The organism is Pseudomonas sp. SDT291_1_S447, assembly GCF_054070155.1.
On record NZ_JBSVXS010000030.1, the window covers coordinates 23506 to 49467 of the forward strand.

At 60.4% G+C, this 25962-nt stretch carries 21 protein-coding genes and 1 tRNA gene; 6 read left to right on the forward strand and 16 right to left on the reverse strand.

Going from position 1 to position 25962, the window contains the following annotated elements; all coding sequences use genetic code 11:
- Positions 1–250 precede the first annotated feature (250 nt).
- Positions 251–1018, reverse strand: coding sequence for a 23S rRNA (guanosine(2251)-2'-O)-methyltransferase RlmB (gene rlmB / locus ACW9IR_RS12660; protein WP_007915843.1), 768 nt, complete (start codon positions 1016–1018; stop codon positions 251–253).
- A complete protein-coding gene (rnr, locus tag ACW9IR_RS12665) occupies positions 1015–3645 on the reverse strand; it encodes a ribonuclease R (protein WP_457463479.1) in 2631 nt (876 codons plus the stop codon). Before rnr ends, rlmB begins: the two co-directional genes overlap by 4 nt.
- Before the next feature lie 225 nt (positions 3646–3870).
- Between rnr and ACW9IR_RS12670 the strand changes: the two genes are divergently transcribed.
- From ACW9IR_RS12670 to ACW9IR_RS12680, 3 genes are all read left to right on the forward strand, one after another.
- A tRNA-Leu gene (locus ACW9IR_RS12670) sits at positions 3871–3957 on the forward strand.
- Between the two features lie 191 nt (positions 3958–4148).
- Positions 4149–5159, forward strand: coding sequence for an extracellular solute-binding protein (locus ACW9IR_RS12675; RefSeq protein ID WP_102899446.1), 1011 nt, complete (start codon positions 4149–4151; stop codon positions 5157–5159).
- Complete coding sequence (locus ACW9IR_RS12680; RefSeq protein WP_457463482.1) at positions 5159–6724, forward strand: ABC transporter permease; 1566 nt, start codon at positions 5159–5161, stop codon at positions 6722–6724. Before ACW9IR_RS12675 ends, ACW9IR_RS12680 begins: the two co-directional genes overlap by 1 nt.
- A gap of 108 nt (positions 6725–6832) precedes the next feature.
- On the opposite strand, the gene ACW9IR_RS12685 is transcribed toward ACW9IR_RS12680, so the two are convergent.
- From ACW9IR_RS12685 to ACW9IR_RS12740, 12 genes are all read right to left on the reverse strand, one after another.
- Positions 6833–8767: a methyl-accepting chemotaxis protein gene (locus ACW9IR_RS12685; RefSeq protein ID WP_110719632.1), complete on the reverse strand. Its 1935-nt coding sequence runs from the start codon at positions 8765–8767 to the stop codon at positions 6833–6835.
- 140 nt (positions 8768–8907) lie between these two features.
- Positions 8908–10197, reverse strand: a complete 1290-nt coding sequence (locus ACW9IR_RS12690; protein WP_016984782.1) for an adenylosuccinate synthase — start codon at positions 10195–10197, stop codon at positions 8908–8910.
- 54 nt (positions 10198–10251) lie between these two features.
- Positions 10252–11439, reverse strand: a complete 1188-nt coding sequence (locus ACW9IR_RS12695) for an ATP phosphoribosyltransferase regulatory subunit (RefSeq protein WP_007915833.1) — start codon at positions 11437–11439, stop codon at positions 10252–10254.
- Between the two features lie 313 nt (positions 11440–11752).
- Positions 11753–12622 carry a protease modulator HflC gene (hflC, locus tag ACW9IR_RS12700; protein ID WP_007915830.1) on the reverse strand — a complete coding sequence of 290 codons (870 nt, stop codon included), beginning with the start codon at positions 12620–12622 and terminating at the stop codon, positions 11753–11755.
- Positions 12622–13797, reverse strand: a complete 1176-nt coding sequence (gene hflK, locus ACW9IR_RS12705) for an FtsH protease activity modulator HflK (protein ID WP_016984785.1) — start codon at positions 13795–13797, stop codon at positions 12622–12624. Before hflK ends, hflC begins: the two co-directional genes overlap by 1 nt.
- A 96-nt stretch (positions 13798–13893) precedes the next feature.
- Positions 13894–15195, reverse strand: coding sequence for a ribosome rescue GTPase HflX (gene hflX / locus ACW9IR_RS12710; protein ID WP_095120629.1), 1302 nt, complete (start codon positions 15193–15195; stop codon positions 13894–13896).
- 12 nt (positions 15196–15207) lie between these two features.
- A complete protein-coding gene (hfq, locus tag ACW9IR_RS12715) occupies positions 15208–15468 on the reverse strand; it encodes an RNA chaperone Hfq (protein WP_007902656.1) in 261 nt (86 codons plus the stop codon).
- 95 nt (positions 15469–15563) lie between these two features.
- Positions 15564–16535: a tRNA (adenosine(37)-N6)-dimethylallyltransferase MiaA gene (gene miaA, locus ACW9IR_RS12720; protein WP_457463486.1), complete on the reverse strand. Its 972-nt coding sequence runs from the start codon at positions 16533–16535 to the stop codon at positions 15564–15566.
- On the reverse strand, positions 16535–18436 hold the full coding sequence (gene mutL / locus ACW9IR_RS12725; protein WP_175559558.1) for a DNA mismatch repair endonuclease MutL: 1902 nt from the start codon (positions 18434–18436) through the stop codon (positions 16535–16537). Before mutL ends, miaA begins: the two co-directional genes overlap by 1 nt.
- An 8-nt stretch (positions 18437–18444) precedes the next feature.
- A complete protein-coding gene (locus ACW9IR_RS12730) occupies positions 18445–19818 on the reverse strand; it encodes an N-acetylmuramoyl-L-alanine amidase (RefSeq protein ID WP_401044867.1) in 1374 nt (457 codons plus the stop codon).
- Between the two features lie 57 nt (positions 19819–19875).
- Complete coding sequence (gene tsaE, locus ACW9IR_RS12735) at positions 19876–20346, reverse strand: tRNA (adenosine(37)-N6)-threonylcarbamoyltransferase complex ATPase subunit type 1 TsaE (RefSeq protein ID WP_102899450.1); 471 nt, start codon at positions 20344–20346, stop codon at positions 19876–19878.
- A complete protein-coding gene (locus tag ACW9IR_RS12740) occupies positions 20334–21833 on the reverse strand; it encodes an NAD(P)H-hydrate dehydratase (protein WP_457463489.1) in 1500 nt (499 codons plus the stop codon). The genes tsaE and ACW9IR_RS12740 overlap by 13 nt, the downstream gene beginning before the upstream one ends.
- Positions 21834–21896: 63 nt before the next feature.
- Here ACW9IR_RS12740 and queG point away from each other — a divergent pair, with 63 nt between their 5' ends.
- A complete protein-coding gene (queG, locus tag ACW9IR_RS12745; RefSeq protein WP_095120634.1) occupies positions 21897–22976 on the forward strand; it encodes a tRNA epoxyqueuosine(34) reductase QueG in 1080 nt (359 codons plus the stop codon).
- On the opposite strand, the gene ACW9IR_RS12750 is transcribed toward queG, so the two are convergent.
- Positions 22958–23569, reverse strand: a complete 612-nt coding sequence (locus tag ACW9IR_RS12750; RefSeq protein WP_095120635.1) for a trimeric intracellular cation channel family protein — start codon at positions 23567–23569, stop codon at positions 22958–22960. The two genes, queG and ACW9IR_RS12750, sit on opposite strands and share 19 nt — an antisense overlap.
- Before the next feature lie 92 nt (positions 23570–23661).
- Positions 23662–24204, reverse strand: a complete 543-nt coding sequence (orn, locus tag ACW9IR_RS12755) for an oligoribonuclease (RefSeq protein WP_034151653.1) — start codon at positions 24202–24204, stop codon at positions 23662–23664.
- Positions 24205–24311: 107 nt separating this feature from the next.
- On the opposite strand from orn, the gene rsgA reads away from it, so the two are divergent.
- Positions 24312–25343: a small ribosomal subunit biogenesis GTPase RsgA gene (gene rsgA, locus ACW9IR_RS12760; protein ID WP_034151654.1), complete on the forward strand. Its 1032-nt coding sequence runs from the start codon at positions 24312–24314 to the stop codon at positions 25341–25343.
- A gap of 211 nt (positions 25344–25554) precedes the next feature.
- Positions 25555–25962, forward strand: a complete 408-nt coding sequence (locus ACW9IR_RS12765) for a TIR domain-containing protein (RefSeq protein WP_095120637.1) — start codon at positions 25555–25557, stop codon at positions 25960–25962.

Below are 25962 nucleotides of genomic sequence, written 5' to 3' on the forward strand. Positions count from 1 at the left end.
GACACTTATGGACTTGCTGGCGCGGGGCACATGCATGCCTGCCGTCACAGCAAGGGGCGCAATTGTAGAGAAGGGACAGAAGAGGTGCAAGGCAATTGGTGATTATTTGAACAATCACCCATTTATGCCACACCATAAAACACTGTGGGAGCGAGCTTGCTCGCGAATGCAGTTTGTCAGGCAACATTTATATCGACTGACACTCCGCTTTCGCGAGCAAGCTCGCTCCCACATTTGAACCGAGTACGACTCAGGATTTCTTCGTGGCAGCCTTGGCTTTGGCACCGCGCTGGCGCTGCGCTTCAAACAGGCACACGCCAGTTGCCACGGATACGTTCAGACTGCTGACGCTACCGGCCATCGGCAGCTTCACCAGATAGTCGCAGTGTTCGCGAGTCAGACGACGCATGCCTTTGCCTTCGGCGCCCATGATCAGGATGGTCGGGCCGGTCAGGTCCTGGTCATAAATGCTGACCTCGGCCTCACCCGCCGTACCGACAATCCATAAACCGCGCTGCTGAAGTTTTTCCAGGGTGCGAGCGAGGTTAGTCACCGCAACCAATGGAATGACTTCCGCCGCGCCGCAAGCGACTTTACGCACGACCGGGGTCAAAGTTGCCGATTTGTCTTTCGGCACGATTACCGCCAGCGCACCGGCCGCATCGGCCGAACGCAGGCAGGCACCGAGATTGTGCGGATCGGTCACGCCGTCGAGCACCAGCAACAGTGGCGCGCCTTCAGTGCGGTCGAGCAGCTCATCGAGCATTGCTTCGCCCCAGACCTGGCTCGGGCTGACTTCCGCGACTACGCCCTGATGCACGCCTTCAACCCAGGCATCCATTTCGCGACGTTCGGCTTGGCCGACCTGAACGCGATTTTCGTTGGCCAGTTCAACCAGAGTCTGCACGCGCGGATCGTTGCGGCTTTCCGCCAGCCAGATCTGCTTGACGCGTTTCGGGTGGTGACGCAGCAACGCTTCTACCGCGTGAACGCCGTAGATTTTTTCCAACTGACTCATGACTTCGCCTTCGGTTTACGTGCCCCGCCACTTTTGGCTGGAGCAGAACCCGCTTTTGGCGGGCCTTTACGGTGTTTGCTCGGTTTGGCTGGCTTGCTGCCGGAGGCCTTTTCAGGCGCCGACCGTCCGGTCTTTCCCCCGGACGCCGCTTTACCACCGTTTTTCGCGTCGGAAAGCAGCGCTTTCTTCATTTCACGGCTTTTGCGCAGCTCGGCGTTTTTCGCTACAGCGTCGCTTGGGCGATAGGCTTCGGCAGCTTTCTCTTTAGCAGGGCGACGACCAGCGGTTTTTGCTGGCGCTGCTTCGGCTTTTTCCTTCGCGGCCGGTGCGGCAGTTTCAGCACCACGCTTTTTCCGACCGATCGGCGCGCTGATGGTTTTTTCGGCCATCTCGAAGTCGATCTTGCGTTCGTCGAGGTCAACGCGCATCACGCGCACCTCAACGGTATCGCCGAGGCGGAAGCTACGACCGGTGCGCTCGCCCGCCAAGCGGTGATGCACAGGGTCGAAGTGGTAGTAATCGCCCGGCAGCGCGGTGACGTGCACCAGGCCTTCGACGTAGATATCGGTCAGCTCGACGAACAGGCCGAAACCGGTCACTGCGGTGATCACACCCGGGAACGATTCGCCCACGCGATCCTTCATGAACTCGCACTTGAGCCAGTTCACCACGTCACGGGTCGCTTCGTCGGCACGGCGTTCGCTCATCGAGCACTGCTCGCCGAGTTGCTCCAGCGCTGCTTCGTCGTACGGATAGATACGCGCTTTCGGAATGGTCATCGCACCGGCACGACGAACGTGCGGGGTGTCCTGTTTCGAATGGATCACGCTGCGGATTGCGCGGTGCGTGAGCAGGTCCGGATAACGACGGATCGGCGAGGTGAAGTGGGTATAGGCTTCGTAATTCAGGCCGAAGTGGCCCTGATTGTCAGCGCTGTACACCGCTTGGCTCAGCGAACGCAGCATGACGGTCTGGATCAGGTGGAAATCCGGACGATCCTTGATGCTGGCCAGCAGTGCCTGATAGTCCTTCGGCGACGGGCCGTCCTTGCCTTTATGCAGGGACAGACCGAGCTCGCCGAGGAAGGCGCGCAATTTTTCCAGACGCTCCGGTGGCGGGCCGTCGTGGACGCGGTACAGCGCAGGAATTTCGTGCTTCTTGAGGAATTCGGCGGTGGCCACGTTGGCCGCCAGCATGCATTCCTCGATCAGCTTGTGCGCGTCGTTACGGGTGGTCGGACGGATTTCGGCAATCTTGCGCTCGGTACCGAAGATGATTCGGGTTTCCTGCGTTTCGAAATCGATCGCGCCACGGACGTGACGAGCAGCGAGCAGAACCTTGTACAGCGCATACAGCTGCTTGAGGTGCGGCAGAACGTCGTTGTACTCACCGCGAAGCTGACGCGCCTCGGTGATTTTCGGCGTTTCCAGCATCGCGCTGACTTTGTTGTACGTCAGACGAGCGTGGGAATGGATCACCGCTTCATAGAAGCAGTAGTCAGTCATCTCGCCGGACTTGGAGATGGTCATCTCGCAAACCATGGCCAGACGATCGACGTGCGGGTTCAGCGAGCACAGGCCGTTGGACAGTTGCTCAGGCAGCATCGGCACGACGCGCTCGGGGAAGTACACCGAGTTGCCGCGCACTTGCGCTTCGTTGTCCAGCGCCGAGCCGATCTTCACGTAGCTGGAAACGTCGGCAATCGCCACGTACAACTTCCAGCCGCCAGAGAACAGGCGCAGCTTGCCCGGTTTGGCTTCGCAATAAACGGCATCGTCGAAGTCGCGGGCATCTTCGCCGTCGATGGTGACGAACGGCAGATGACGCAGGTCGATGCGCTTCTCTTTGTCTTTTTCTTCGACTTCCGGCTTGAGCTTGGCCGCTTCTTTCAGAACAGCCTCAGGCCAGACGTGCGGAATATCGTAGGTGCGCAGGGCAACGTCGATTTCCATGCCCGGCGCCATGTAGTTGCCGACCACTTCGACCACGTCGCCTTGCGGCTGGAAGCGCGGCGTCGGCCAGTGGGTGATTTTCACCTCGACGAACTGACCGATCTGCGCATTGGCGTTGCGGCCCGGGGTGACCAGCACTTCTTGCTGAATCTTCGGGTTGTCGGCAACGACAAAACCGATGCCGCCCTCTTCGAAGTAGCGACCGACGATGGTTTCGTGAGCTCGCGAAACCACTTCGACGATCACGCCTTCGCGGCGACCACGACGGTCGAGACCGGAGACGCGCGCCAATGCACGATCGCCGTCGAATACCAGACGCATTTGCGCCGGGCTCATGAACAGGTCGTCGCTGCCGTCGTCCGGCACCAGGAAGCCGAACCCGTCACGGTGACCGCTGATGCGGCCAAGGATCAGGTCGAGCTTGTCTACCGGCGCGTATGTGCCACGGCGGGTGTAGATAAGTTGAGCGTCGCGCTCCATGGCGCGAAGGCGGCGGCGCAGGGCTTCGATCTGGTCTTCTGTGGTCAGACCAAACTCTTCGACCAGTTGCTCGCGGGCAGCCGGCGAACCCCGATCGGCGAGGTGCGCCAGGATCAGTTCGCGGCTAGGAATAGGGTTTTCGTATTTTTCCGCTTCACGAGCGGCCTCGGGATCGAGGGACTGCCAATCGGCCATTAGAGAGTTTTCACCTTGTCTATATGCGGGTTAGTTTGGCATAGGCGCCATGAAACGGGAAATTTCCGACTATATAAGGCCCAACTGAGGCCTTGTAGCGAAGCTGGAAAGCCGTTTTGACCACCGCTGGTAAAAAAAATCATGTTTTTTGCTGACAGGGGTTTACAGTTAAAAAGACGCTCCGTATAGTGCGCGCCATCGACGACGCACAGCGTAGCCGATACTGCCCAGATGGTGAAATTGGTAGACACGCCAGCTTCAGGTGCTGGTGACCTTACGGTCGTGGAAGTTCGAGTCTTCTTCTGGGCACCAATTCAAATTCAAGGTTACGGCCTTGGATTTCACAGAAACCCGCGAAAGCGGGTTTTTGCGTTTCTGGCCTCCAGAAATCCATCACCACCCCGCCTATCAAAACGCCAGCCCCACCGCAAGGCGCACTTGAGAAACAATATCGTTTATCATTGTTGCAAGTTTTTGCAATGCGACAGTGAGGAACCCTGCGAATGACGTTTCGAAATACCCTGCGCCGAGGCCTGACCTTCACCCTTCTCGGCCTGGCGCTCGCCACTCCCCTCACCCAGGCTGCCGATGCGGTTTCCCTGACGCTCTATAACGGCCAGCACAAGGAAGTCGGCGACGCGATCGCCAAAGCCTTCGAAGCCAAGACCGGCATTCACGTCAACGTACGCAAAGGCAGCAGCAATCAACTCGCCAGCCAGGTCATCGAAGAAGGCGACCGCTCCCCCGCCGATGTGATCTACACCGAAGAATCGCCGCCGCTGAACAATCTTGGCGAACTGGGCTTGCTGGCCAAAACCGATGACACCACTCTGGCTGTGCTCCCGGAAAAATATGTCGCCGGTAACGGCACCTGGATCGGCGTGACTGCCCGCGTTCGTGTGGTCGCCTACAACCCGAAAATGGTCGATGAAAAAGACCTGCCGAAATCGGTGATGGAATTCTCCGATCCGCAGTGGCAAGGCAAAGTCGGTTTCGTACCGACCAGCGGCGCGTTCCAGGAACAGGCCGTGGCTATCATCAAGATGCACGGTCGCGACGCCGCCGAAGAATGGCTCACCGGCCTGCGCGCCTTCGGCAAGACCTACAGCAACAACATGGTTGCGCTCAAAGCCGTGGAAAACGGTGAAGTCGCTACCGTGCTGGTGAACAACTACTACTGGTTCGCCCTGCAACGCGAGAAAGGCAAACTGGATTCGAAACTGCATTACTTCACCGGTGGCGACGTCGGTGGCTTGATCACCGTATCGAGCGCTGCCGTGCTGAAATCCAGCAAACATCCAAAAGAAGCCCAGCAATTCCTCGCCTACATGGCCAGCGAAGAAGGCCAGCGCGTGATCACTCAGACCACCGCCGAATACCCGCTGCACAAAGGCATGGAATCGGATCGCGGACTCAAGCCATTCAGTGAACTGGAAGCGCCGAACGTAACGCCAGCCGATCTGGGCAACGCCGAAGAAGCGCTGGAACTGGAACGTGAAGTTGGCTTGAACTGATGGCCGCATCGTTATCCGCCCCCGCCGCGCGCGGGGGTTACGTGCCAAGGCGTAAACGGCCATCGATCTGGCTGGTACTGCCGGTGTTGCTGCTGGTGGTACTGAGCCTGTTGCCGCTGGCCTATGTCGGGCTCAAAGCCTGGCAGGCCGGCTGGGCCGAGGCCTTACACTTGCTGTGGCGCCCGTATGTGTTCGGCCTGCTGCGCAACACTCTGGCATTGATGGTGGGCGTGACGATCACCTGCGGCGTGATCGGTCTGTCGCTGGCCTGGCTGCTGGAGCGCAGCAACTTGCCGGGGCGACGCCTGTGGGGCGTGATTCTGTGCCTGCCGTTCGCGGTGCCCGCGTTTGTCAGCAGCTTCACCTGGGTTTCTTTGAGTGCGCAGTTCGAAGGGCTTGGCGGGGCGATTCTGGTGATGAGCCTGTCGAAGTACCCGCTGATCTTCCTGCCAGTGGCCGCAACGCTGCGCAATCTCGATCCCTCCCTTGAGGAGTCGGCTCGCACCCTCGGGCAGAATCGATGGGGCGTGTTTTTCCGTGTCACCCTGCCACTGCTCTGGCCGTCTCTGCTGGCAGGTTCGCTGCTGATTGCTTTGCACATGCTGGTGGAGTTCGGCGCACTGTCGATCATCGGCCTGCAAACCTTCACCACGGCGATCTATCAGCAATTCGAACTGGAATTCAGCAACGCCAACGCGGCGATGCTGTCGGCCGTGCTGCTGGCGCTGTGCCTGGTGTTGCTGTGGCTGGAGCTGCGTGTACGCGGCAAAGGCCGGCATGTGCGCACCGGGCAAGGCGCGGCGCGGCAGGCTGAACAGGTTCGGCTAGGGCCATGGGCAGCGGTTGGTCAGTTGTATTGCCTGATGCTGGCAGTTGTTGGCAGCGGGATTCCGCTGGGAATGCTGGCGTATTGGCTCGCGGTCGGTTCGTCGGCGGCTTTTCCGGTGGCTGCAATTACTGAAGCGCTGCTCTCGTCTTTGGCGCTTTCTCTTGGCGGTGCGGCATTGTGCCTGGTGCTGGCCGTGCCGGTCGGCTTGCTGGTGGTGCGTTACAAAGGCCAACTGGCGATCTGGGCCGAACGCTTGCCATATCTGCTGCATGCACTGCCAGGATTGGTGATTGCGTTGACGCTGGTGTATTTCGCCCTGCATTACGTGCCAGCGCTGTACCAGACTTCGGGGTTGCTGCTGATCGCTTATGCGCTGCTGTTTCTGCCATTGGCGCAGGCGCCGATTCGCACGGCACTGAACAAGGCGGCACCGCAACTGGAAGAGGCTGCGCGGACGCTGGGCGCTTCGTCATTTACGGCGTTTTGCCGGGTGACGTTGCCGATCATCTTCCCGGCATTGGGCGCGGCGTTTGCACTGGTGTTTCTGGATGCGATGAAGGAATTGACGGCGACGCTACTGTTGAGTCCGACCGGGCTGAACACGTTGGCGACCGAAGTCTGGGCGCATACCGCGAACGTCGAGTTTGCGGCAGCGGCGCCTTATGCCGCGTTGTTGATTTTGGTATCGGGGCTGCCGGTTTATTTGCTGACGACCCGGATGTATCTGAGCCGCTGATGCCGCTTTCGCGAGCAGGCTCGCTCCCACATTCTGACCGAGTCCCATCAGAGGAACGCGATCTATGTGGGAGCGAGCCTGCTCGCGAAGAGGCCCGCCCAAACAACCTCAAGCCCTGAACTGCCCCAGACTCGCCTTCAGTTGCGCCGCCAGACCATCCAGCACTTTGCCACTGGCCGTGGTTTCCACCACCGCCTGCGCCGCTTTCTCGGCCTGGGCATGAATCGTTTCGACTCGCCCACGCACAGCCTGCGCGCCCTGCGCCTGATGCGCCGCTGCCTGAGTTGCCAGACCAATCGCCGCGTGCACCTGCTCGACCGAGGCCTGCACCGATTGTTGTAAGCGCGCACTGTCACGCAACACCAGCAAGCCTTCGCTGGCCTGACGCCCGGCCTGACCGATCGCCTCGACCGCCTCACGCGCGCCCTGCTGCAACGCGACGATGTGCGCCTGAATATCGCCGGTGGAGCTTTGCGTCTTGCTCGCCAGCGCCCGCACCTCGTCGGCCACAACCGCAAAGCCGCGCCCGGTTTCGCCGGCGCGTGCCGCCTCGATAGCGGCGTTCAACGCGAGCAAGTTGGTCTGCTCGGCGATCCCGTGAATCACCGTCAACACCACTTCAATCTGCTCGCTCTGCTGCGCCAGCCGCTCGATGACTTTCGCCCCGGTATCGACCTGCCCCGCCAGCGCCTCGATCAGGCTGCCGACTTTGGCGGAGGTGCGGGTGTTTTCGTCAGTGGCCTGGCGAATATCCACCACCTGCTTCAACGCCGCTTGCATTGCATGGCTTTCCGATTGCGCCTCGTCAGCCATTTGCGACAGTGCGCGCAGGCTCTCAGCGACTTCATCACGCTGCATGCCGGCAGCCGCATCGGCACCGGCATTGCGCAGGGTCATCGCGCCAATCTCGACGCCGGTGCGCTGCGCAACATCGCCCGCCTCGCGCACGATCGGCTGCAACTTATCCACAAAGCGGTTGACCGCCGAAGCCATGTCGCCGATTTCGTCCTTGCTGTTGATCTGTACTCGCTTGGTCAGGTCGCCCTCGCCCGCAGCCAGATCATCCATCGCCGCATTGAGCATCTTCAGGCGATTGACCACGCGATGGCCGAGCACGACTGCCAGCAACAGCAGCACACCACAGCCGACCAGCGCCAGGCCCATGCCGATCCGCCAGCGCAAGGTTGCCGCTGCTTCCTGAACGGTATTGGCGGTATTGGATTTCATCTCGGTCGCGGTGGACTGCGCTGACTGCAGGCGCGACTGCATGGCTTTGGCACTGTCTGCAGCAGCGCCCTTGAGACTGTCGCCGACCAACTGATCACTGCTGGCGATCAGCGCCGAGAAGCGCTTGTCCAGTGCCGCCAGATCGGTTTCCACCGACGCCGTGGAGACGCCCATCAGCACCTTGCCGATTTCCACGCCATTGGGATTGATCGAGGCTTCAAGGTAGTAGACCGACGGATCGTTCTTCGCCGCATCCAGCACTTTATCCAGCGCACGCTCACCCTGGCCTTTTTCCAGCAAAGCCTTGTTGATCGGGTTTTCGCGGTTGAGATAACGGGTCAGGTGCTGGCCGGTGGCGTCGTCGTAGACCACGAATAGAACGTTGGGATTACGCTGGGCACGGCGGGCGAACTCGGACAGGGTCGGTACGTCGCTGTCCCACATGGCACGCGGGGCGACGGAGGCCAGTAACTGCGCCATGTCATTGGCCGAATCTTTCAGATCCTTTTCCAGCGTCGCACGCAATTGCGCCTGCTCGTCTTTCAGTCGCGAAGACAGACCGGCAGTAAGCCGCTGACGGGTACTGGCGGACAAGGCATCGAGGCTTGAGGTGACTTCACGCCCGGCCTGCTCCAGCTCGCCGGAGAGTTTCTGGCTGTCGGCACCCAGACGCACCGCCAGATCAGCTTCCAGCGCCGTGACGGTGCTCCGCGTCAGGGCAACGGCCACCAACACTTGCACCAAAAGGGCGATACCAAGGGTAACGAACACGGGACGCAACAAACGGCTTTGTAACAGTGAGAGAACGGCCGACACTGTGAATACCTCTACTTCTGACGCCATTAATTTGATGGCACTCTTGTAGACAGATTCACAGCAAAGGTCATGCCGTCCAACAGGCATAAACGACAAAGGCCCCGATGAAGGGGCCTTTGTGTTTTTACATCAACGACTTATCAAGCAAACGGATGACGCAGAACGATGGTTTCGTTGCGGTCCGGGCCCGTCGAAATAATGTCGATCGGCGCGCCGATCAGCTCTTCAACGCGCTTGATGTAGGCACGAGCGTTAGCTGGCAGCTCTTCCAGGGTCTTGGCGCCCACGGTCGATTCGGTCCAGCCCGGCACTTCTTCGTACACAGGCTGCAGGCCTACGTAGCTGTCAGCGTCAGTCGGAGCAACGGCATTGCCTTCAGCATCTTTGTAGCCAACGCAGATGTTGATGGTTTCCAGACCGTCGAGTACGTCCAGCTTGGTCAGGCAGATGCCCGAGATGCTGTTCACATCGATCGCGCGACGCAGGATAACAGCGTCAAACCAGCCGCAACGACGGGCACGGCCGGTGGTTGCGCCGAACTCGTGACCTTGCTTGGCCAGGTGTGCACCGACTTCGTCGAACAGCTCAGTCGGGAACGGGCCCGAACCAACGCGAGTGGTGTAAGCCTTGGTGATGCCCAGGATGTAATCCAGAAACATCGGGCCAACGCCAGAACCGGTCGCCACGCCACCAGCGGTGGTGTTGGAGCTGGTCACGTACGGGTAGGTACCGTGGTCGATGTCGAGCAACGAACCCTGGGCGCCTTCGAACATGATGTCTTTGCCGGCGCGACGCAGGTCGTGCAGCTCGGCAGTCACGTCGAGCATCAGCGGCTTCAGCAGCTCAGCGTATTCCTTGCACTCGGCCAGGGTCTTTTCGAACTCGATGGCCGGCTCTTTGTAGTAACCGACCAGCATGAAGTTGTGGTAATCCACCAGTTCACGCAGCTTGTCTTCGAAGCGCGGCATGTTCAGCAGGTCGCCAACACGCAGGCCACGACGCGCAACCTTGTCTTCGTACGCCGGGCCGATGCCGCGACCGGTAGTACCGATCTTCAGCTCGCCACGGGCCTTTTCACGGGCCTGGTCCAGCGCCACGTGGAAGGACAGGATCAGCGGGCAGGACGGGCTGATACGCAGACGCTCGCGCACCGGTACGCCTTTCTCTTCCAGCTTGGTGATCTCGCGCAGCAGGGCGTCAGGTGCAACCACCACGCCGTTGCCGATCAGGCACTGCACGCCTTCGCGCAGCACGCCCGACGGAATCAGGTGCAGGACGGTTTTTTCGCCGTCGATCACCAGTGTGTGGCCAGCGTTGTGGCCACCTTGGTAGCGCACTACGGCGGCAGCATGTTCGGTCAGCAGATCAACGATCTTGCCTTTGCCCTCATCACCCCATTGGGTGCCCAGGACTACGACATTCTTACCCATAACACTTGTCCTCATTCGCGCAAACTTGGTGCCGGCGATGGCCGGCAGGAAAACTCAAGAAGCCAGTGGCGATACTTGCCAAAGCCCGTTCTGCTGAATCAATTGCCGGTCGCAGTCCGCATCACGGGCGGCGGCCAAAGGTTGCCCAGGCAAAGCCTGAACGACACGCTGACCCTCACTGCGCAACTGGCAAACCTGCTGCCAGAGTGCCGCATCCGTACTGTCAGGCATCCAGATACCGCCAGACGGTAGCTCGATCTCAGCACGCCCCAGGGTCACCAGGGTTTTCAAATCGGTGGAGAAGCCTGTCGCCGGACGGGCGCGGCCGAAATCAGCGCCGATGTCGTCGTAACGACCGCCCTGAGCGATGGACTGGCCAACGCCCGGCACGAACACGGCGAACACCACACCGGTGTGGTAGTGGTAGCCACGCAGCTCGCCAAGGTCGAAGTACAACGGCAATTCCGGGAAACGCGCCGACAAACGCTCGGCGATCGCCAGCAAATCTTCCAGTGCCGCCAGAACCGGCGCCGGCGCATTGGCCAGACGCTCGCGGGCAGCGCTCAACACTTCACGACCGCCACACAGGTCAACCAGCGCCCGCAGCATGCCGGACAAGTCGGCCGGCAAGCCTTCGGTCAAGGTAATGACCTCGTCGATGGCCTTGCGTTGCAATGCATCGAACAACTGCTGCTCGACTTCACCGGACAGACCGGCGGCACGTGCCAGACCACGGTAGATGCCGACATGACCGAGGTCCATGTGCACGTCCGGCACATCGGCCAGTTGCAACATGGCCAGCATCAGGCTGATCACTTCAACGTCGCTGCTCGGGCTGGCATCGCCGTACAACTCGGCGCCCAACTGAATCGGGCTGCGCGAGGACGACAGTGCACGCGGCTGCGCGTGCAGCACGCTGCCGGCGTAGCACAGACGGCTCGGGCCTTCGCGACGCAGGGTGTGCGCATCGATGCGCGCCACTTGCGGCGTGATGTCGGCACGGAAACCCATCTGCCGGCCCGACTGCGGGTCGATGACCTTGAAGGTACGCAGATCCAGGTCCTGGCCCGCGCCGGTCAGCAGGGATTCCAGGTACTCGATATGGGGAGTCACGACAAACTCGTAACCCCAGCTCTGGAACAGATCCAACACCTGACGACGCGCGACTTCAATGCGCGCCGCTTCCGGTGGCAGTACTTCTTCGATGCCATCTGGCAGCAGCCAGCGGTCTACCGTTGCCATTACGCCATTCCCCTTTGATCCGGGCGGCCAGCCTGCGGGCGAGCCTTGAGTGAAGCAGAAAATGACTGAACCGTTCAAAACGCACGCGCATGAACGACGCGGCGAAAGGCCTGTTACTGGCTTCGCCCATCACTTTCCTCGAAATACTCTCGGGCCATTCAACCCGATGCCTGCAACAAAAAACAGCAATCAAACGTGCAGACGCAAAAAAGCCGGGAATTTCCCGGCTGCCGCATCATACACACGTTTTCCCAAAGGATCACCCCGCCCGAGGTTTTAGCCGCCGGGCGGAATGATTCAGGTCAACGGCGTATCAAGGCTTGGCCTTTTCCAGGTAGTGGAAAAAGTCGCTGCTTGGGTCGAGGACCAATACGTCGGATTTGTTCGCGAAGCTTTCACGGTAGGCGCGCAGGCTACGGTAGAAACTGTAGAACTCCTGATCCTGACCGTAGGCCTTGGAGTAGATCGCAGCGGCCTGGGCATCACCGTCACCGCGAACCTCTTCGGATTCACGATAGGCTTCAGCCAGCAGCACGCGGCGTTGACGATCGGCGTCAGCACGGATGCCTTCAGCCAGTTCGTTACCCTTGGCGCGGTGCTCGCGAGCTTCACGCTCACGCTCGGTACTCATACGTTCGAACACGCTGCGGTTTACTTCTTTCGGCAGATCGATGGTCTTGACCCGGACATCGACCACTTCGATACCCAGCTCTTTTTCCGCCATTTTGTTTAGCGATGCGGTGATGTCAGCCATCAGTGCATCACGCTCACCCGACACCACTTCGTGCAGGGTGCGCTTACCGAACTGGTCACGCAGGCCGGATTCCAGACGACGGGACAGACGCTCGTCGGCGATTTGCTTCAGACCGGAAGTCGCGGTGTAGAAGCGCTCGGCATCTTTCACGCGCCACTTGGCATAAGCGTCGACCATCACGGCTTTCTTTTCCAGGGTCAGGAAACGCTGTGTCGGTGCATCCAGCGTCATCAGACGTGCGTCGAATTTACGCACCTGGTTAACGTAAGGCACTTTCACATGCAGGCCCGGCTGAACATCGGCCTGAACCACACGACCGAATTGCAGCAGCACCGCACGCTCGGTCTGAGCGACGATGTAGAAGCAGTTCCAGCCCACCAGGACCACAACGACGCCAACGATCAGGGCGATCAGCGATTTATTGCTCATCAGCGGGTCTCCCTTGTACGCGACTGCGGCAGGTCAGTGACATGCGGCGTGACGTCCGTGTTGTTGCTGGCGGCAGCCGAACCGGTGACCGGTGCATTGCTGCCCGAACTGTTCTGAATCATCTTGTCCAACGGCAGGTAAAGCAGGTTGCTCTGGCCGTTTTTGTTACCGGTCACGAGTACCTTGCTGGTGTTGCTGAAGACTTCCTGCATGGTGTCCAGGTACAGACGCTGGCGGGTGACTTCAGGTGCCTTGCGATACTCGGCGACCAGCTTGGTAAAGCGATCAGCCTCACCCTTGGCGCGCGAGACCGTTTCGTCACGGTAACCGTTGGCATCTTCAAGGATGCGCTGGGCCTGACCACGGGCTTCCGGCACGACGCCGTTGGCGTAGGTTTCAGCCTGGTTGCGCGAACGCTGCTCGTCTTCACGGGCGCGAATCACGTCATCGAAGGCTTCCTGCACTTCACGCGGTGCCGCTGCGCTCTGCACGTTGACCTGAGTAACGGTGATACCGGTGCGATAGGTATCGAGGAAGCGTTGCAGACGCTCCTTGATTTCGCTGGCCATCAACTCACGACCTTCAGTCAGCACCTGGTCCATGGCGGTGGAACCCACCACGTGGCGCAGGGCACTGTCGGTCGCATGCTGCAGGCTGATTTCCGGCTGATCGACGTTCAGCACGAAGTCCTGCAGGTTGCTGATCTTGTACTGCACGGTCAGCGGCACTTCGACGATGTTCTCGTCTTCGGTCAGCATCTGGCCCTGCTTGGTGTAGGCACGCTCACGCGTGACGTTTTCCATGTACTTTTTGTCGATCGGCGGGAAGTAGATGTTCAGGCCCGGGCCGACAGTCTCGTAGTACTTGCCGAAGCGCAGCACCACAGCCTGCTCCTGCTCGTCGACCACGTAGACCGCGCTGTACAGCCAGACAGCCGCCAGCACAACGAGGCCGATGCCGAGCAGGCCGCCGAAGCCACCACCACTCCTGCCCGAACCACCGCCGTCATCACCACCGCGTTTCTTACCACCACCGAACAACCCGTTCAGGCTTTCCTGCAGCTTTCGGAAGGCCTCGTCGAGATCTGGTGGCCCCTTGCGGTCGCCGTTATTGCGGCGCTTGCCACCCCAAGGATCCTGATTATTCGAGTTGCCACCCGGCTCATTCCAAGCCATAGCGCTCTCCATCTGATAAAGCAAAGACGCACCCACGGCGCGCCGACCAATGCTACAGAATGCCTGCCGTTGCGGCACAACCGCTTTGTCAGGCTTTTATTGCAAAGTGTGTTGCTCGATGAACTCCATCGGCTGCAATCCTTCGCGGCTTACCAGTCGATTCAACTCGACCCGGGGCAAACGAACGGCCAGCAAACTGATGCCTTCTTCGTCGTGTTCTTCTTTCTGTACCGCGCCGAGCTCGAAAAACTGCGCACGCAGTCGGGCGAATCGTTGCGGCAAACGCAGGGTACCGACAAACAAATCACTGCCAAGTAATTCGGCAATGGCTTGTTCAAGCAACTCCAGACCACTGCCATCTCGCGCCGACAGCCAGACCCGCTGGGGCTTGCCGTTTTCGTCGCGCTGGATTTGTGGCTCAACGCCTTCAAGCAAATCGAGTTTGTTATAGACCTCGAGGATCGGCAAGTCCTGGGCACCAATCTCGCCCAGTACCACCATCACCTGCTCGATCTGCAACATGCGATCCGGCTCCGCCGCGTCAATCACGTGCAACAACAGGTCAGAGTTGGCCGACTCTTCGAGGGTAGACCGAAATGCTTCGACCAGCTTGTGCGGCAAGTGACGAATGAAGCCCACCGTGTCCGCCAGGACAATCGGCCCCAGGTCGTCCAGATCCAGACGACGCAGGGTCGGGTCCAGTGTGGCGAACAATTGGTCGGCCGCGTAGACGTCGGATTTCGTCACGTTGTTGAAGAGAGTGGATTTGCCGGCGTTGGTGTATCCCACCAGAGAAACGGTAGGAATATCCGCGCGGGAACGGCCGCGTCGCGATTGCTCGCGCTGACTGCGCACTTTCTCCAGGCGGCCCTTGATCTGACGCAGGCGCACCCGCAGCAAACGGCGGTCGGTTTCCAGTTGGGTTTCACCTGGACCGCGCATGCCGATACCGCCACCCTGACGCTCAAGGTGAGTCCAGCCGCGAACCAGCCGGGTGCTCATGTGGTCAAGCTGGGCCAGTTCGACCTGGAGCTTGCCTTCATGGGTACGCGCGCGTTGGGCAAAAATATCGAGAATCAGACCGGTACGGTCGATCACGCGACACTCGAAAACACGTTCGAGGTTACGTTCCTGACTGGGCGTGAGGATGTGATTGAAAATCACCAGATCGGCTTCTTCAGCCTTGACCAGGTCGCGCAACTCCTCGACCTTGCCGCTGCCGATCAGAAATTTGGCGGTTGGCCGATGACGCGGCACGTTAAAAAACGCAACGGTCTCGGCGCCGGCCGAATTAGCCAATTCCTGAAACTCCTGCGGATCTTCGCGCGCCTCAGGGTCCTGTCCATCCAAGTGAACGAGGATCACTCGTTCACCACCACCGTGGCGCTCAAAGAACAAAGGAGACTCCTATCAGGCGTTACCTGGCTCAGCGTCACCTGCTTCGGATTCGGTTGCGCTAGGCAGACGAATTGGACGAACCGGCACTACTGTCGAGATAGCGTGTTTGTAAACCATCTGGCTTACGGTGTTTTTCAGCAGGATCACGAACTGGTCGAACGACTCGATCGTGCCTTGCAGTTTGATACCGTTGACCAGGTAGATGGAAACCCCAACTTTCTCTTTACGTAAAGTATTCAAGTAAGGGTCTTGTAGCGAATGCCCTTTTGACATGTGCCGCACTCCTTTAAGGATTCAATAATAAAAAATAGGTAATTCAGATGGCTTTGGCCGCCACACCCCCAAGGATAGACGGCAATTGCAAGGACTCAGCTCAATATGGAGATGGTCCCAAGGTATTTCAAGGCGCGTGGCAGATTGTCGCAATCAAGACTGTCCAGCCAGTGTAGATCTTCCCAGCTGCGCAGCCAGGTGAACTGGCGTTTGGCCAACTGGCGCGTGGCGATGATGCCGCGCTCCTGCATTTCGGCTAACGTCAGCTTGCCATCCAGGTAGTCCCAGACTTGGCGGTAGCCTACCGCACGTATAGACGGCAACCCTGAATGCAGGTCACTTCTTTTACGCAGGGCTACGACCTCGTCGATGAACCCCTGTTCCAACATATTTGTGAATCTTTGTTTAATGCGCTCGTGCAGTACCTGACGATTTGCCGGGGCAATGGCCAAGTTCGCGACAGTATAGGGCAATTGTTGCAGTCCCGAAGCGGCTGCTTCAGTACTTTGCGCAGATTGTTGCTGGCGCAGGGCGGTCATGCTCTGACCGCTGACTCGATAAACTTCCAGCGCTCGACTCAGGCGCTGCGGATCGTTCGGGTGAATTCGCGCCGCTGATACCGGATCGATGACCGCCAATTGGTCGTGCAGGGCTTGCCAGCCAAGGCGTGCAGCCTCTTCTTCGATCTGCGCGCGAACCTCGGGGTCGGCCGCTGGCATATCGGCCAGACCTTCGACCAAAGCCTTGTAATAGAGCATCGTACCGCCGACCAGCAGCGGAATTTTTCCGCGCGCGGTGATCTCGGCCATGGCTTGCAGGGCATCGCGACGGAAATCCGCAGCCGAATAAGCCTCAGCCGGGTCGAGAATATCGATCAGACGGTGCGGATATTCGGCCAGCAGTTCTTTCGAAGGCTTGGCCGTGCCAATGTCCATGCCGCGATAGACCAGCGCCGAATCGACACTGATCAACTCGCACGGCAGCACCTTGGTCAGCTCGATAGCCAGATCGGTCTTGCCCGCAGCGGTCGGGCCCATCAGGAAAATCGCTGGAGGAAGCTGGCTCATCAACGACCGCGCAGGAACAGTTTGTCCAGATCGTCCAGGCCCAATTGGGTCCAGGTCGGTCGGCCATGGTTGCATTGACCGCTGCGCTCGGTGTTTTCCATGTCACGCAGCAGACCGTTCATTTCTGGCAGGGCCAAGCGCCGGTTGGCGCGGATCGCGCCGTGGCAGGCCATGGTGCCGAGCAATTCGTTGAGGTGTGCCTGAATCCGGTCACTGGTGCCGTACTCCATCAGATCCGACAGCACGTCACCGACCAGACGATTGGCTTCGGCTTGCTTGAGCAACGCCGGAATCTGACGAATCGCCAGGGTTTCCGGGCCTAGGCGCTGCAATTCGAAGCCCAGACGCTGGAACCATGCGGCGTGCTCTTCAGCGCAGTCGGCCTCGCGCTGGCTAACTGCCAGGGATTCCGGCACCAACAACGGCTGACCGCTTAGGCCTTCGCTGGCCATGGCGATTTTCAGGCGTTCATACATGATCCGCTCGTGGGCGGCGTGCATGTCCACCAGCACCAGTCCTTGGGCGTTTTCGGAAAGAATGTAGATGCCTTTCAACTGCGCCAGGGCATAACCGAGCGGCGGAATATCTTCCTGACCAGCCGGCAATGCGTTGGCATTGGCCTCAGGCAACGGCGCAAAAAACTCGCGATACGCTGCTTGAGCCTCGGCAGCCGGTGGCACCGCCGATTGCGGGCGCGGCGTGTATTGATACTGATAAGCACCGCCGGCGCTGGCACCGGACGAGGTATTGAACGCCGGTTGCGCCTGCGGTTGCTCCAGCAGCGCGTTGGCCGCCAGACGCATTTCACCCTGCGGGCCGAACTCACCGGCATCAAGGCCCGTTGGCCGCACGACGGCTGTGGTCACGGAACCGGCAAGCTGATCTTCCGGTCGCACATCGCCCAACGCACGGTGCAGCGTGCCATACAGGAAGTCATGCACCATGCGCCCGTCACGGAAGCGCACTTCGTGCTTGGTCGGGTGGACGTTGACGTCGACGGCCGCCGGATCAACCTCGAAAAACAGCGCGAAGGTCGGGTGACGGCCGTTGAACAGCACGTCGCGATAGGCCTGACGCACCGCGTGGGCGACCAGTTTGTCGCGCACCGCCCGACCATTCACAAAGAAATACTGCAAATCCGCCTGGCTACGGTTGAAGGTCGGCAAACCGACCCAGCCCCACAGGTGCAAGCCGTTGCGTTCGATCTCGATCGGCAGCGCCTGCTCAAGGAAACCTGAGCCGCAGATTGCTGCCACACGCCGGGCGCGGGCCGCATCATCGTGGGCCTCGTGCAGGCTGAGGATGGTCTTGCCGTTGTGGCGCAAATGGAACGCCACGTCAAAACGTGCCAGTGCCAGACGCTTGATCACTTCTTGCAGGTGATCGAATTCGGTTTTTTCGGTCTTGAGGAATTTGCGCCGCGCCGGGGTGTTGAAGAACAGGTCGCGAACTTCCACCGAGGTGCCGACCGGATGCGCTGCCGGTTGCACCCGAGGCGCCATGTCGCGGCCTTCGGTTTCCACCTGCCACGCTTGATCCGCATCGCGCGTGCGCGAGGTCAGGGTCAGGCGCGCCACGGAGCTGATCGACGCCAGTGCTTCACCACGGAAACCGAGGCTCATCACCTGCTCAAGATCTTCCAGATTGCGGATCTTGCTGGTGGCGTGACGGGCCAGGGCCAGCGGCAGGTCATCGGCAGAGATGCCGCTGCCATCGTCGCGCACACGCAGAAGCTTGACGCCGCCCTGCTCGACGTCGACGTCAATGCGTTTGGCACCGGAGTCGAGGCTGTTTTCCAGCAACTCCTTGATCACCGAGGCCGGACGTTCAACTACCTCACCGGCGGCGATCTGGTTCGCCAGCCGAGGGCTGAGCAGTTCAATGCGGGCAGCGGCGTTCAGCACCTCGTTCATTCTTTGGACGCCAGTTCGGTGCCTGGAATGGTCAAGTGCTGACCGACTTTCAGCTCATCGCTTTTCAGGTTGTTGGCGGCACGCAGCGTGGCCGGTGACACCTGATAACGCACACCGATCATCGCCAGGGTTTCGCCCGGACCGACGCGATGGTCGCGCGGGCCTTGGGCGATCTTACCGGAATCACGCAACCAGGCGATGTACGTGCCCGGTGGCGGGTTCTGCTGGAAGAACTGGCGCACGCCGCTGCTGATCGAGCGCGCCAGCGCTTGCTGGTGGCTCGATGCCGAGAGCTTGTTGGCTTCGTTGGCGTTGGAGATAAACCCGGTTTCGACCAGGATCGACGGGATGTCCGGCGATTTCAGCACCATGAACCCGGCCTGTTCCACGCGCTGTTTGTGCAGCGGCGTGACGCGGCCGATGTTGGTCAGGACTTTCTGGCCGACGTTGAGGCTGGAGGTCAGCGAGGCGGTCATCGACAGGTCGAGCAACACACCCGCGAGCATGCGGTCCTTGTCGTCGAGGCTGACGTTGCCGGCACCACCGATCAAGTCGGAACGGTTTTCGCTGTCGGCCAGCCAACGGGCGGTCTCCGACGTTGCACCGCGATCAGACAGGGCAAACACCGAGGCACCGAAAGCTGCGGCGGATGGCGCGGCGTCGGCGTGAATAGAGACGAATAGATCCGCGCCCTTCTTGCGGGCGATTTCAGTACGTCCGCGCAACGGGATGAAGTAGTCGCCGGTACGGGTCAGCTCGGCACGGAAGCCTTTCATGCCGTTGACCTGACGCTGCAGTTCGCGGGCGATCTGCAGTACCACGTCTTTCTCACGCTGGCCACGCGAGCCGGATGCACCCGGGTCTTCGCCACCGTGGCCGGCGTCGATCACGACAATAATGTCGCGCTTGCCGGCCGGTGCTGGCGGCAGTTTGATTGCCGGTTCGGTCGGGGTTACCGGCACCGCTGGCACGGTGGCCACCTGCGGCGTTGGCGCAGGCGGCGGCGCGGCGTCGGCCGGGTTGTCGAACAGATCGACCACCAGACGGTTGCCGTACTGCGCGTTCGGCGCCAGAGAGAAGCTTTTCGGGGTGACGGCTTTCTTCAGATCGATGACCACGCGCAGATCGGTCGGCGTACGCTGGGCCGAGCGCATCGCGGTGATTGGCGTGTTCGCGGTCTGCACATTCAGCGGAGCACCGAGGGTGGCGCCGTTGATGTCGATCACCAGCCGGTCCGGCGAGGTCAGGGTGAAGACGCTGTGCTGCACCGGGCCGCTCAGGTCAAAGACCAGTCGCGTGTTGTCCGGCGCCCGCCACAGGCGCACGCTGTTGACCTTCGAATCGGCCACAGCGTTGACGGTTACTGCCATCAACAACAGTCCAGCGGCAGCCACCAACGCGCGAAAGCGCATACCTAACCCCATCATTTAATTGGATTCCAATGCCAAAGCGGCACACCAGGCCTCGCCACGCGAGCCCTGGGATAAAATTTTCAGCGAACGCCCGCTGTCTTGCGGGCTAATGGTAATGGTCAGGTCAGGCTTTGGCAAAAAGCCTGCACCTTTATTGGGCCATTCGATCAGGCACATCGCGTCGTCTTCGAAGTAGTCGCGGATGCCGAGAAACTCCAGCTCTTCCGGATCGACCAGTCGATACAGGTCGAAGTGGAAAGCGCGGATGTCACCGATCTCGTAGGGTTCGACCAAAGTAAAGGTCGGACTTTTTACCGCACCAACATGGCCCAACCCGCGAATGATGCCTCGCGACAGGGTGGTTTTGCCCATGCCCAGATTGCCTTCGAGAAAAATCAGGCCATGGCCCTGGGTCACGCGGGCGATCCGTGCGCCAAAGTCGCTCATGGCCTGTTCATCGGCCAGGTACAGGGTTACTTCAGACACGGTGCTTGCTCCTCCAACAACTGACGAATGGCTGGAATCAGATCACTGGCCGCCAGCCCACGGCCGAATTTTCCTTGTTGCCTCCCGGCATTGGCGTGCAGCCAGACCGCCAGGCAGGCAGCATCGAAGCCGTCCATGCCTTGCGCCAGCAGCGCGCCGGTCAAACCGGCCAACACGTCGCCGAGACCTGCGGTGGCCATGGCCGGATGACCCTGATGACACAACGCCAGACGTCCGTCGGGATGCGCGATCAGACTGCCCGCGCCTTTCAACACCACCACCGCTGTATATTTTTTGCTCAACGCCCGTGCTGCCGCTGGGCGATCCGCTTGCACTTGGGCAGTGCTGACCCCCAGCAAACGCGCCGCTTCGCCCGGGTGCGGGGTGATCACGCAGTCCTTGGGCAACTCGACCAGACCACTGGCCAACAGGTTCAACGCGTCGGCGTCCCAGACTTGCGGCAGTGCTGCGTTGGCTGCCGCCGACAACAGCGCCCGCCCCCAACTGGCCTGTCCCAACCCCGGACCAACCACCAGTACAGAAACTTTCTCCAGCAAACTCATCAACTGGTTGGCCGACGAGGTTCCGAGCGCCATGGCTTCCGGCACTCGCGTCAGCGCCGCCGGGACGTGTTCAGGACGGGTTGCCAGCGAAACCATGCCCGCGCCGCTGCGCAAGGCGGTTTCGGTACTGAGCAGGATCGCCCCGCCAAAACCGTGATCGCCACCGATCAGCAACACATGGCCGAAGCGGCCCTTGTGCAAAGTCGGGGCACGCGCCGCCAACCGCGGAAGATTAGCCGCGTTGAGCCGATGCGCGATGACCGGAATGTCACGATAGGTGTCGGCGCTGGCCTGCAGATCATTAAACAGTAAGGAGCCGATGTGATCCGCCGCCTCTCCAGTGAACAAGCCGAGTTTCAGCCCGATGAAAGTCACCGTCAGATCGGCTTGCACGGCGACACCCAGTACATGTCCAGTGTCAGCACATAGCCCGGAAGGGATATCAACGGCTGTCACCGGCAAACCGCTGGCGTTGATTGCTTTGATCGCCGACACGTAAGGCTCGCGCACATCCCCGCTCAAACCCGTACCGAGTAATGCATCGAGAATGACCCCGCGCAATTCACTTTGAGCCTGCCAGGCCTGCACCACGACACCTTCTGCCAACGCTGCGGCATGGGCCTGCGCGGCATCGCCCCGCAAACGCTGCGGATCGCCGACCGCCAACACCCGCACCTGCCAGCCGGCTCGCTGCGCCATGGCCGCGACCAGATAACCGTCACCGGCATTGTTGCCATGCCCGGCCAGCACCGTCAGTTCAGCTGCCGACGGCCATTGCCGCACCAACGCTCGCCACGTCGCATGGGCCGCGCGCTGCATCAATTCGAAGCCCGGCGTACCGGCGGCAATCAGCCGTGCATCGAGTTCGCGCACCTGTGCGGCGCCATACAGCGCGTCGGGTAATTGATCTTTCGTGTGCGGCATGCGTCTTCGGGCTCCGATGTCTGGCAGAATTATACGCACCTCAGCTCCGGTTTCTCTCGCCTCATGTCCGCCATCACCACAGACCTGCCCGCCCTCGCCCAATCGATCAAGGATTGGGGCCGCGAGCTGGGCTTTCAGCAAGTCGGCATCAGCGGTCTGGATCTGGCCGAGCATGAGCAGCACCTCGCACGCTGGCTCGAGGCCGGCTACCACGGCGAAATGGACTACATGGGCGCCCATGGCAGCAAACGCTCGCACCCGGAAGAACTGGTGCCGGGCACGTTGCGCGTGGTTTCGCTGCGCATGGACTACCTGCCCGGCGACACGCAAATGGCGCAAATGCTCGCGCAACCGGAAAAAGCCTACGTGTCGCGTTATGCCTTGGGCCGCGATTACCACAAATTGATCCGTAAACGTGTGCAGCAATTGGCTGACAAGATTCAGGCGCAGATCGGCCCGTTTGGTTTTCGTGCGTTTGTCGACAGTGCCCCGGTGCTGGAAAAAGCCATCGCCGAACAGGCCGGGCTGGGCTGGATCGGCAAAAACACACTGGTACTGAACCGCAAGGCTGGCAGTTATTTCTTTCTCAGTGAGCTGTTCGTCGACCTGCCATTGCCGGTGGATGAGCCGCACAGCAGCGAACATTGCGGGCGCTGCACCGCGTGTTTGGATATCTGCCCGACCAACGCTTTCGTCGGGCCGTATGTGCTGGACGCGCGACGCTGTATTTCTTATCTGACCATCGAACTGAAAAACGCGATTCCTGAAGACCTCCGCCCGCTGATCGGCAACCGCGTGTTCGGTTGCGATGACTGCCAGATCGTCTGCCCGTGGAACCGGTTCGCCAAGCCCTCCGGGGAAAGCGACTTCAAGCCACGGCACAATCTGGACAACGCCGAACTGGCTGAACTGTTCATGTGGGATGAAGACAAATTTCTCAGCAGTACCGAAGGCTCACCGTTGCGTCGGGCCGGGTATGAGCGCTGGCTGCGCAATCTGGCCGTGGGACTGGGCAATGCGCCCTCGAGCATTCCAGTACTGGAAGCATTGAAGGCGCGCCGTGACTACCCGTCAGCGCTGGTACAAGAGCACGTCGAGTGGGCGCTGAAGCAGCACGCCCAACGTCAAGGCGCGTCGTTATAAACGAACTTGGGCATTTCCCAGTGGAAACGAATTGCCAGCAGGCGCAGCAGGAAGCCGCCAAACAACGTGATCAGAATCGCCTGCTCGCTCGGTACGTTCAGGTACAGGCAAAGCATGTAACACCACGCCGCCGCGAACGAGACGCTGGCGTACAGTTCACGGCGGAAGATCAGCGGGATGTCGTTGCAGAAGATGTCGCGCAGGATGCCACCGAATACTCCGGTGATCACGCCGCTGACCGAGGCCACCAGCATGCCGTGGCCCATTTCCAGCGCGGTCATGCAACCGATCAGGGTGAAAGCCACCAGACCCACGGCGTCGAGCACCAGAAACAGCGAGCGCAGGTGGCGCATCCAGCGGGCGGTGAACACCGTGAACATCGCCGCTACCGAGGTCAGCACCAGGTATTCCGGATGTTTGACCCAGGTCAGCGGGTAATGCCCAAGCAACACGTCGCGCACCGAACCGCCGCCCAACGCCGTGACGCAGGCGATCAGCACCACGCCAAACCAGTCCATGCCGCGACGGCCGGCAGACAGCGCGCCGGTCATGGCTTCAGCGGTGATGGCAATCAGATAGAGCATCAGCAACATGGTGGCGATCCAGGCAGGAAGGCGCGCAGTCTAGCCATTTCGATGCGGCACCAAAAGGGGGCAAATGCTTTACCCGCCCCCATCGCCAAGTATCAGAACTTGATGAAGTGCTTGCGGTAATGCTGCAGCTCGGCGATCGATTCGCGGATGTCGTCCAGCGCCAGGTGCGTGCTGCCCTTCTTGAAGCTGTCACGCACGTCAGGCGCCCAGCGCGCGGCCAGTTCCTTGAGTGTGGATACGTCGAGGTTACGGTAGTGGAAGTAGCTTTCCAGCGCTTTCATGTGCGTATAAAGAAAGCGGCGATCCTGGCAGATGCTGTTGCCACAGATCGGCGATTTGCCTTTCGGCACCCATTTTTCCAGGAAGGCGATGGTTTCTGCTTCGGCTTCGGCCATGCTGATGCGGCTGTCGCGCACGCGCTGGGTCAGGCCGGAGTTGCCGTGGGTGCGAGTGTTCCACTCGTCCATGCGCGCAAGCACTTCATCGCTGTGGTGGATGGCAATTACCGGGCCTTCAGCCAGGGTGTTGAGATCACTGTCGGTAACGATGGTGGCCATCTCGATGATGACGTCGTTTTCCGGATCCAGACCGGTCATTTCCAGGTCGATCCAGATCAGATTCTGCGGGTTTGGCATATTTCGGCTCCTAGACAATGCTGCGCAGTTTAGCCTAGGCCGGTGGCCGGGCGTGCTAAACTCGCGGCCGTTTTACCTAATCGCTGCATTCTTCAGACGGAACACCCATGGCCAAACGCCAACTCAATCGTCGTCAAAACTGGCGCATCGAAAAGATTCAGGGCGAACGCGCCGCACGCGCCGCCAAACGCGAGTCCTCGGCGGTCGAAGCCCTTGAGGGCGGCGATCTGGGCCCAGAGCAAACAGGTCTGGTGATCGCCCACTTCGGTGTGCAGGTCGAGGTCGAAGCTGTTGACGGCGATCAGGCCGGCCAGGTCTTCCGCTGCCACTTGCGCGCCAACCTGCCTGCGCTGGTGACCGGCGACACAGTCGTCTGGCGCGCCGGCAATCAGGGTATTGGCGTGATCGTCGCGCAACTGCCGCGTACCACCGAACTGTGCCGCCCGGACAGCCGCGGCCAGCTCAAGCCAGTTGCGGCCAACGTCGACATGATCGTCATCGTCTTCGCGCCCCTGCCCGAGCCGCATGCCAACCTGATCGACCGTTATCTGGTTGCCGCCGAACACGCCGGCATTCGTCCGTTGTTGCTGCTGAACAAATTCGACCTGATCGACGAGCAGAACGCCCCGGCGCTCAATGCGCTGCTGGCGGTATACCGCACGCTGGGTTATCCGGTACTGGAAGTGTCGGCGCACCACGGCAACGGCATGGAACAACTGCAACAGCAGCTCGACGGCCGCATCAGCGTATTCGTCGGCCAGTCCGGTGTCGGCAAGTCGTCGCTGGTCAACAGCCTGCTGCCGGAAGTCGAAACCCGCGTCGGGCCGTTGTCCGAGTTGTCCGGCCAGGGCACGCATACGACGACCACCGCGCGACTGTTTCACTTCCCTGGCGGCGGTGAGCTGATCGACTCCCCGGGTATCCGTGAGTTCGGCCTCGGCCACGTCAGCCGCGCCGATGTCGAAGCCGGGTTCATCGAGTTCGATGATTTGCTCGGCACTTGCCGTTTCCGCGACTGCAAGCACGACCGCGAACCGGGTTGCGCGTTACTCAAGGCCCTTGAAGACGGCCGCGTGCAGCAACAGCGCATGAACAGCTACCGCTCGATCATCGCCAGCCTACCGGAAAACGGTTATTAAACAGCCGTACCGGCAGCCCTGAGACCCGGGGCTGCCGGTTGTCGGATCACGCCTGACAAATCCCTAAAACGCTTAAACATCAGACGTTTCTGTAGGCGTCCGCACACCCGTTTGCAGGACATTTCTCTTTTGCTGCCAGCACCTTGTAGGCATCACGCAGATGCCTACAGTCGGTTCCTCCTTCGCACATTCGCGACTTCCGAGGAACCCCATGCAAACCTATCATCTGTTCATCAGCCATTCGTGGAACTACTCCCACGCCCACGACAATCTGGTACGCCTGCTCGGCGCGCAACCGGGTTTCACCTTCAAGAATTTTTCCGTACCGCCGCATAACCCGATCATGGGTGCGCAAACCGACAAGCAACTGGAAGAAGCCATCGAGAACAAGATCCGCCCTTGCTCGGCGGTGCTGATCATGGCTGGCATGTACTCGACCTACAGCAAGTGGATCAACAAGGAAATCGAGATCGCCAAGCGCATGGGCAAGGTGATCATCGCGATCAAACCGTTCGGCGCCGAGCGGATTTCTACCGTGGTGCGCAATGCCGCGCATGCTGAGTGCGCGTGGAGCACCAAAAGCATCGTTAGCGCGATTCGTCTGCATACGGCGGTGTAA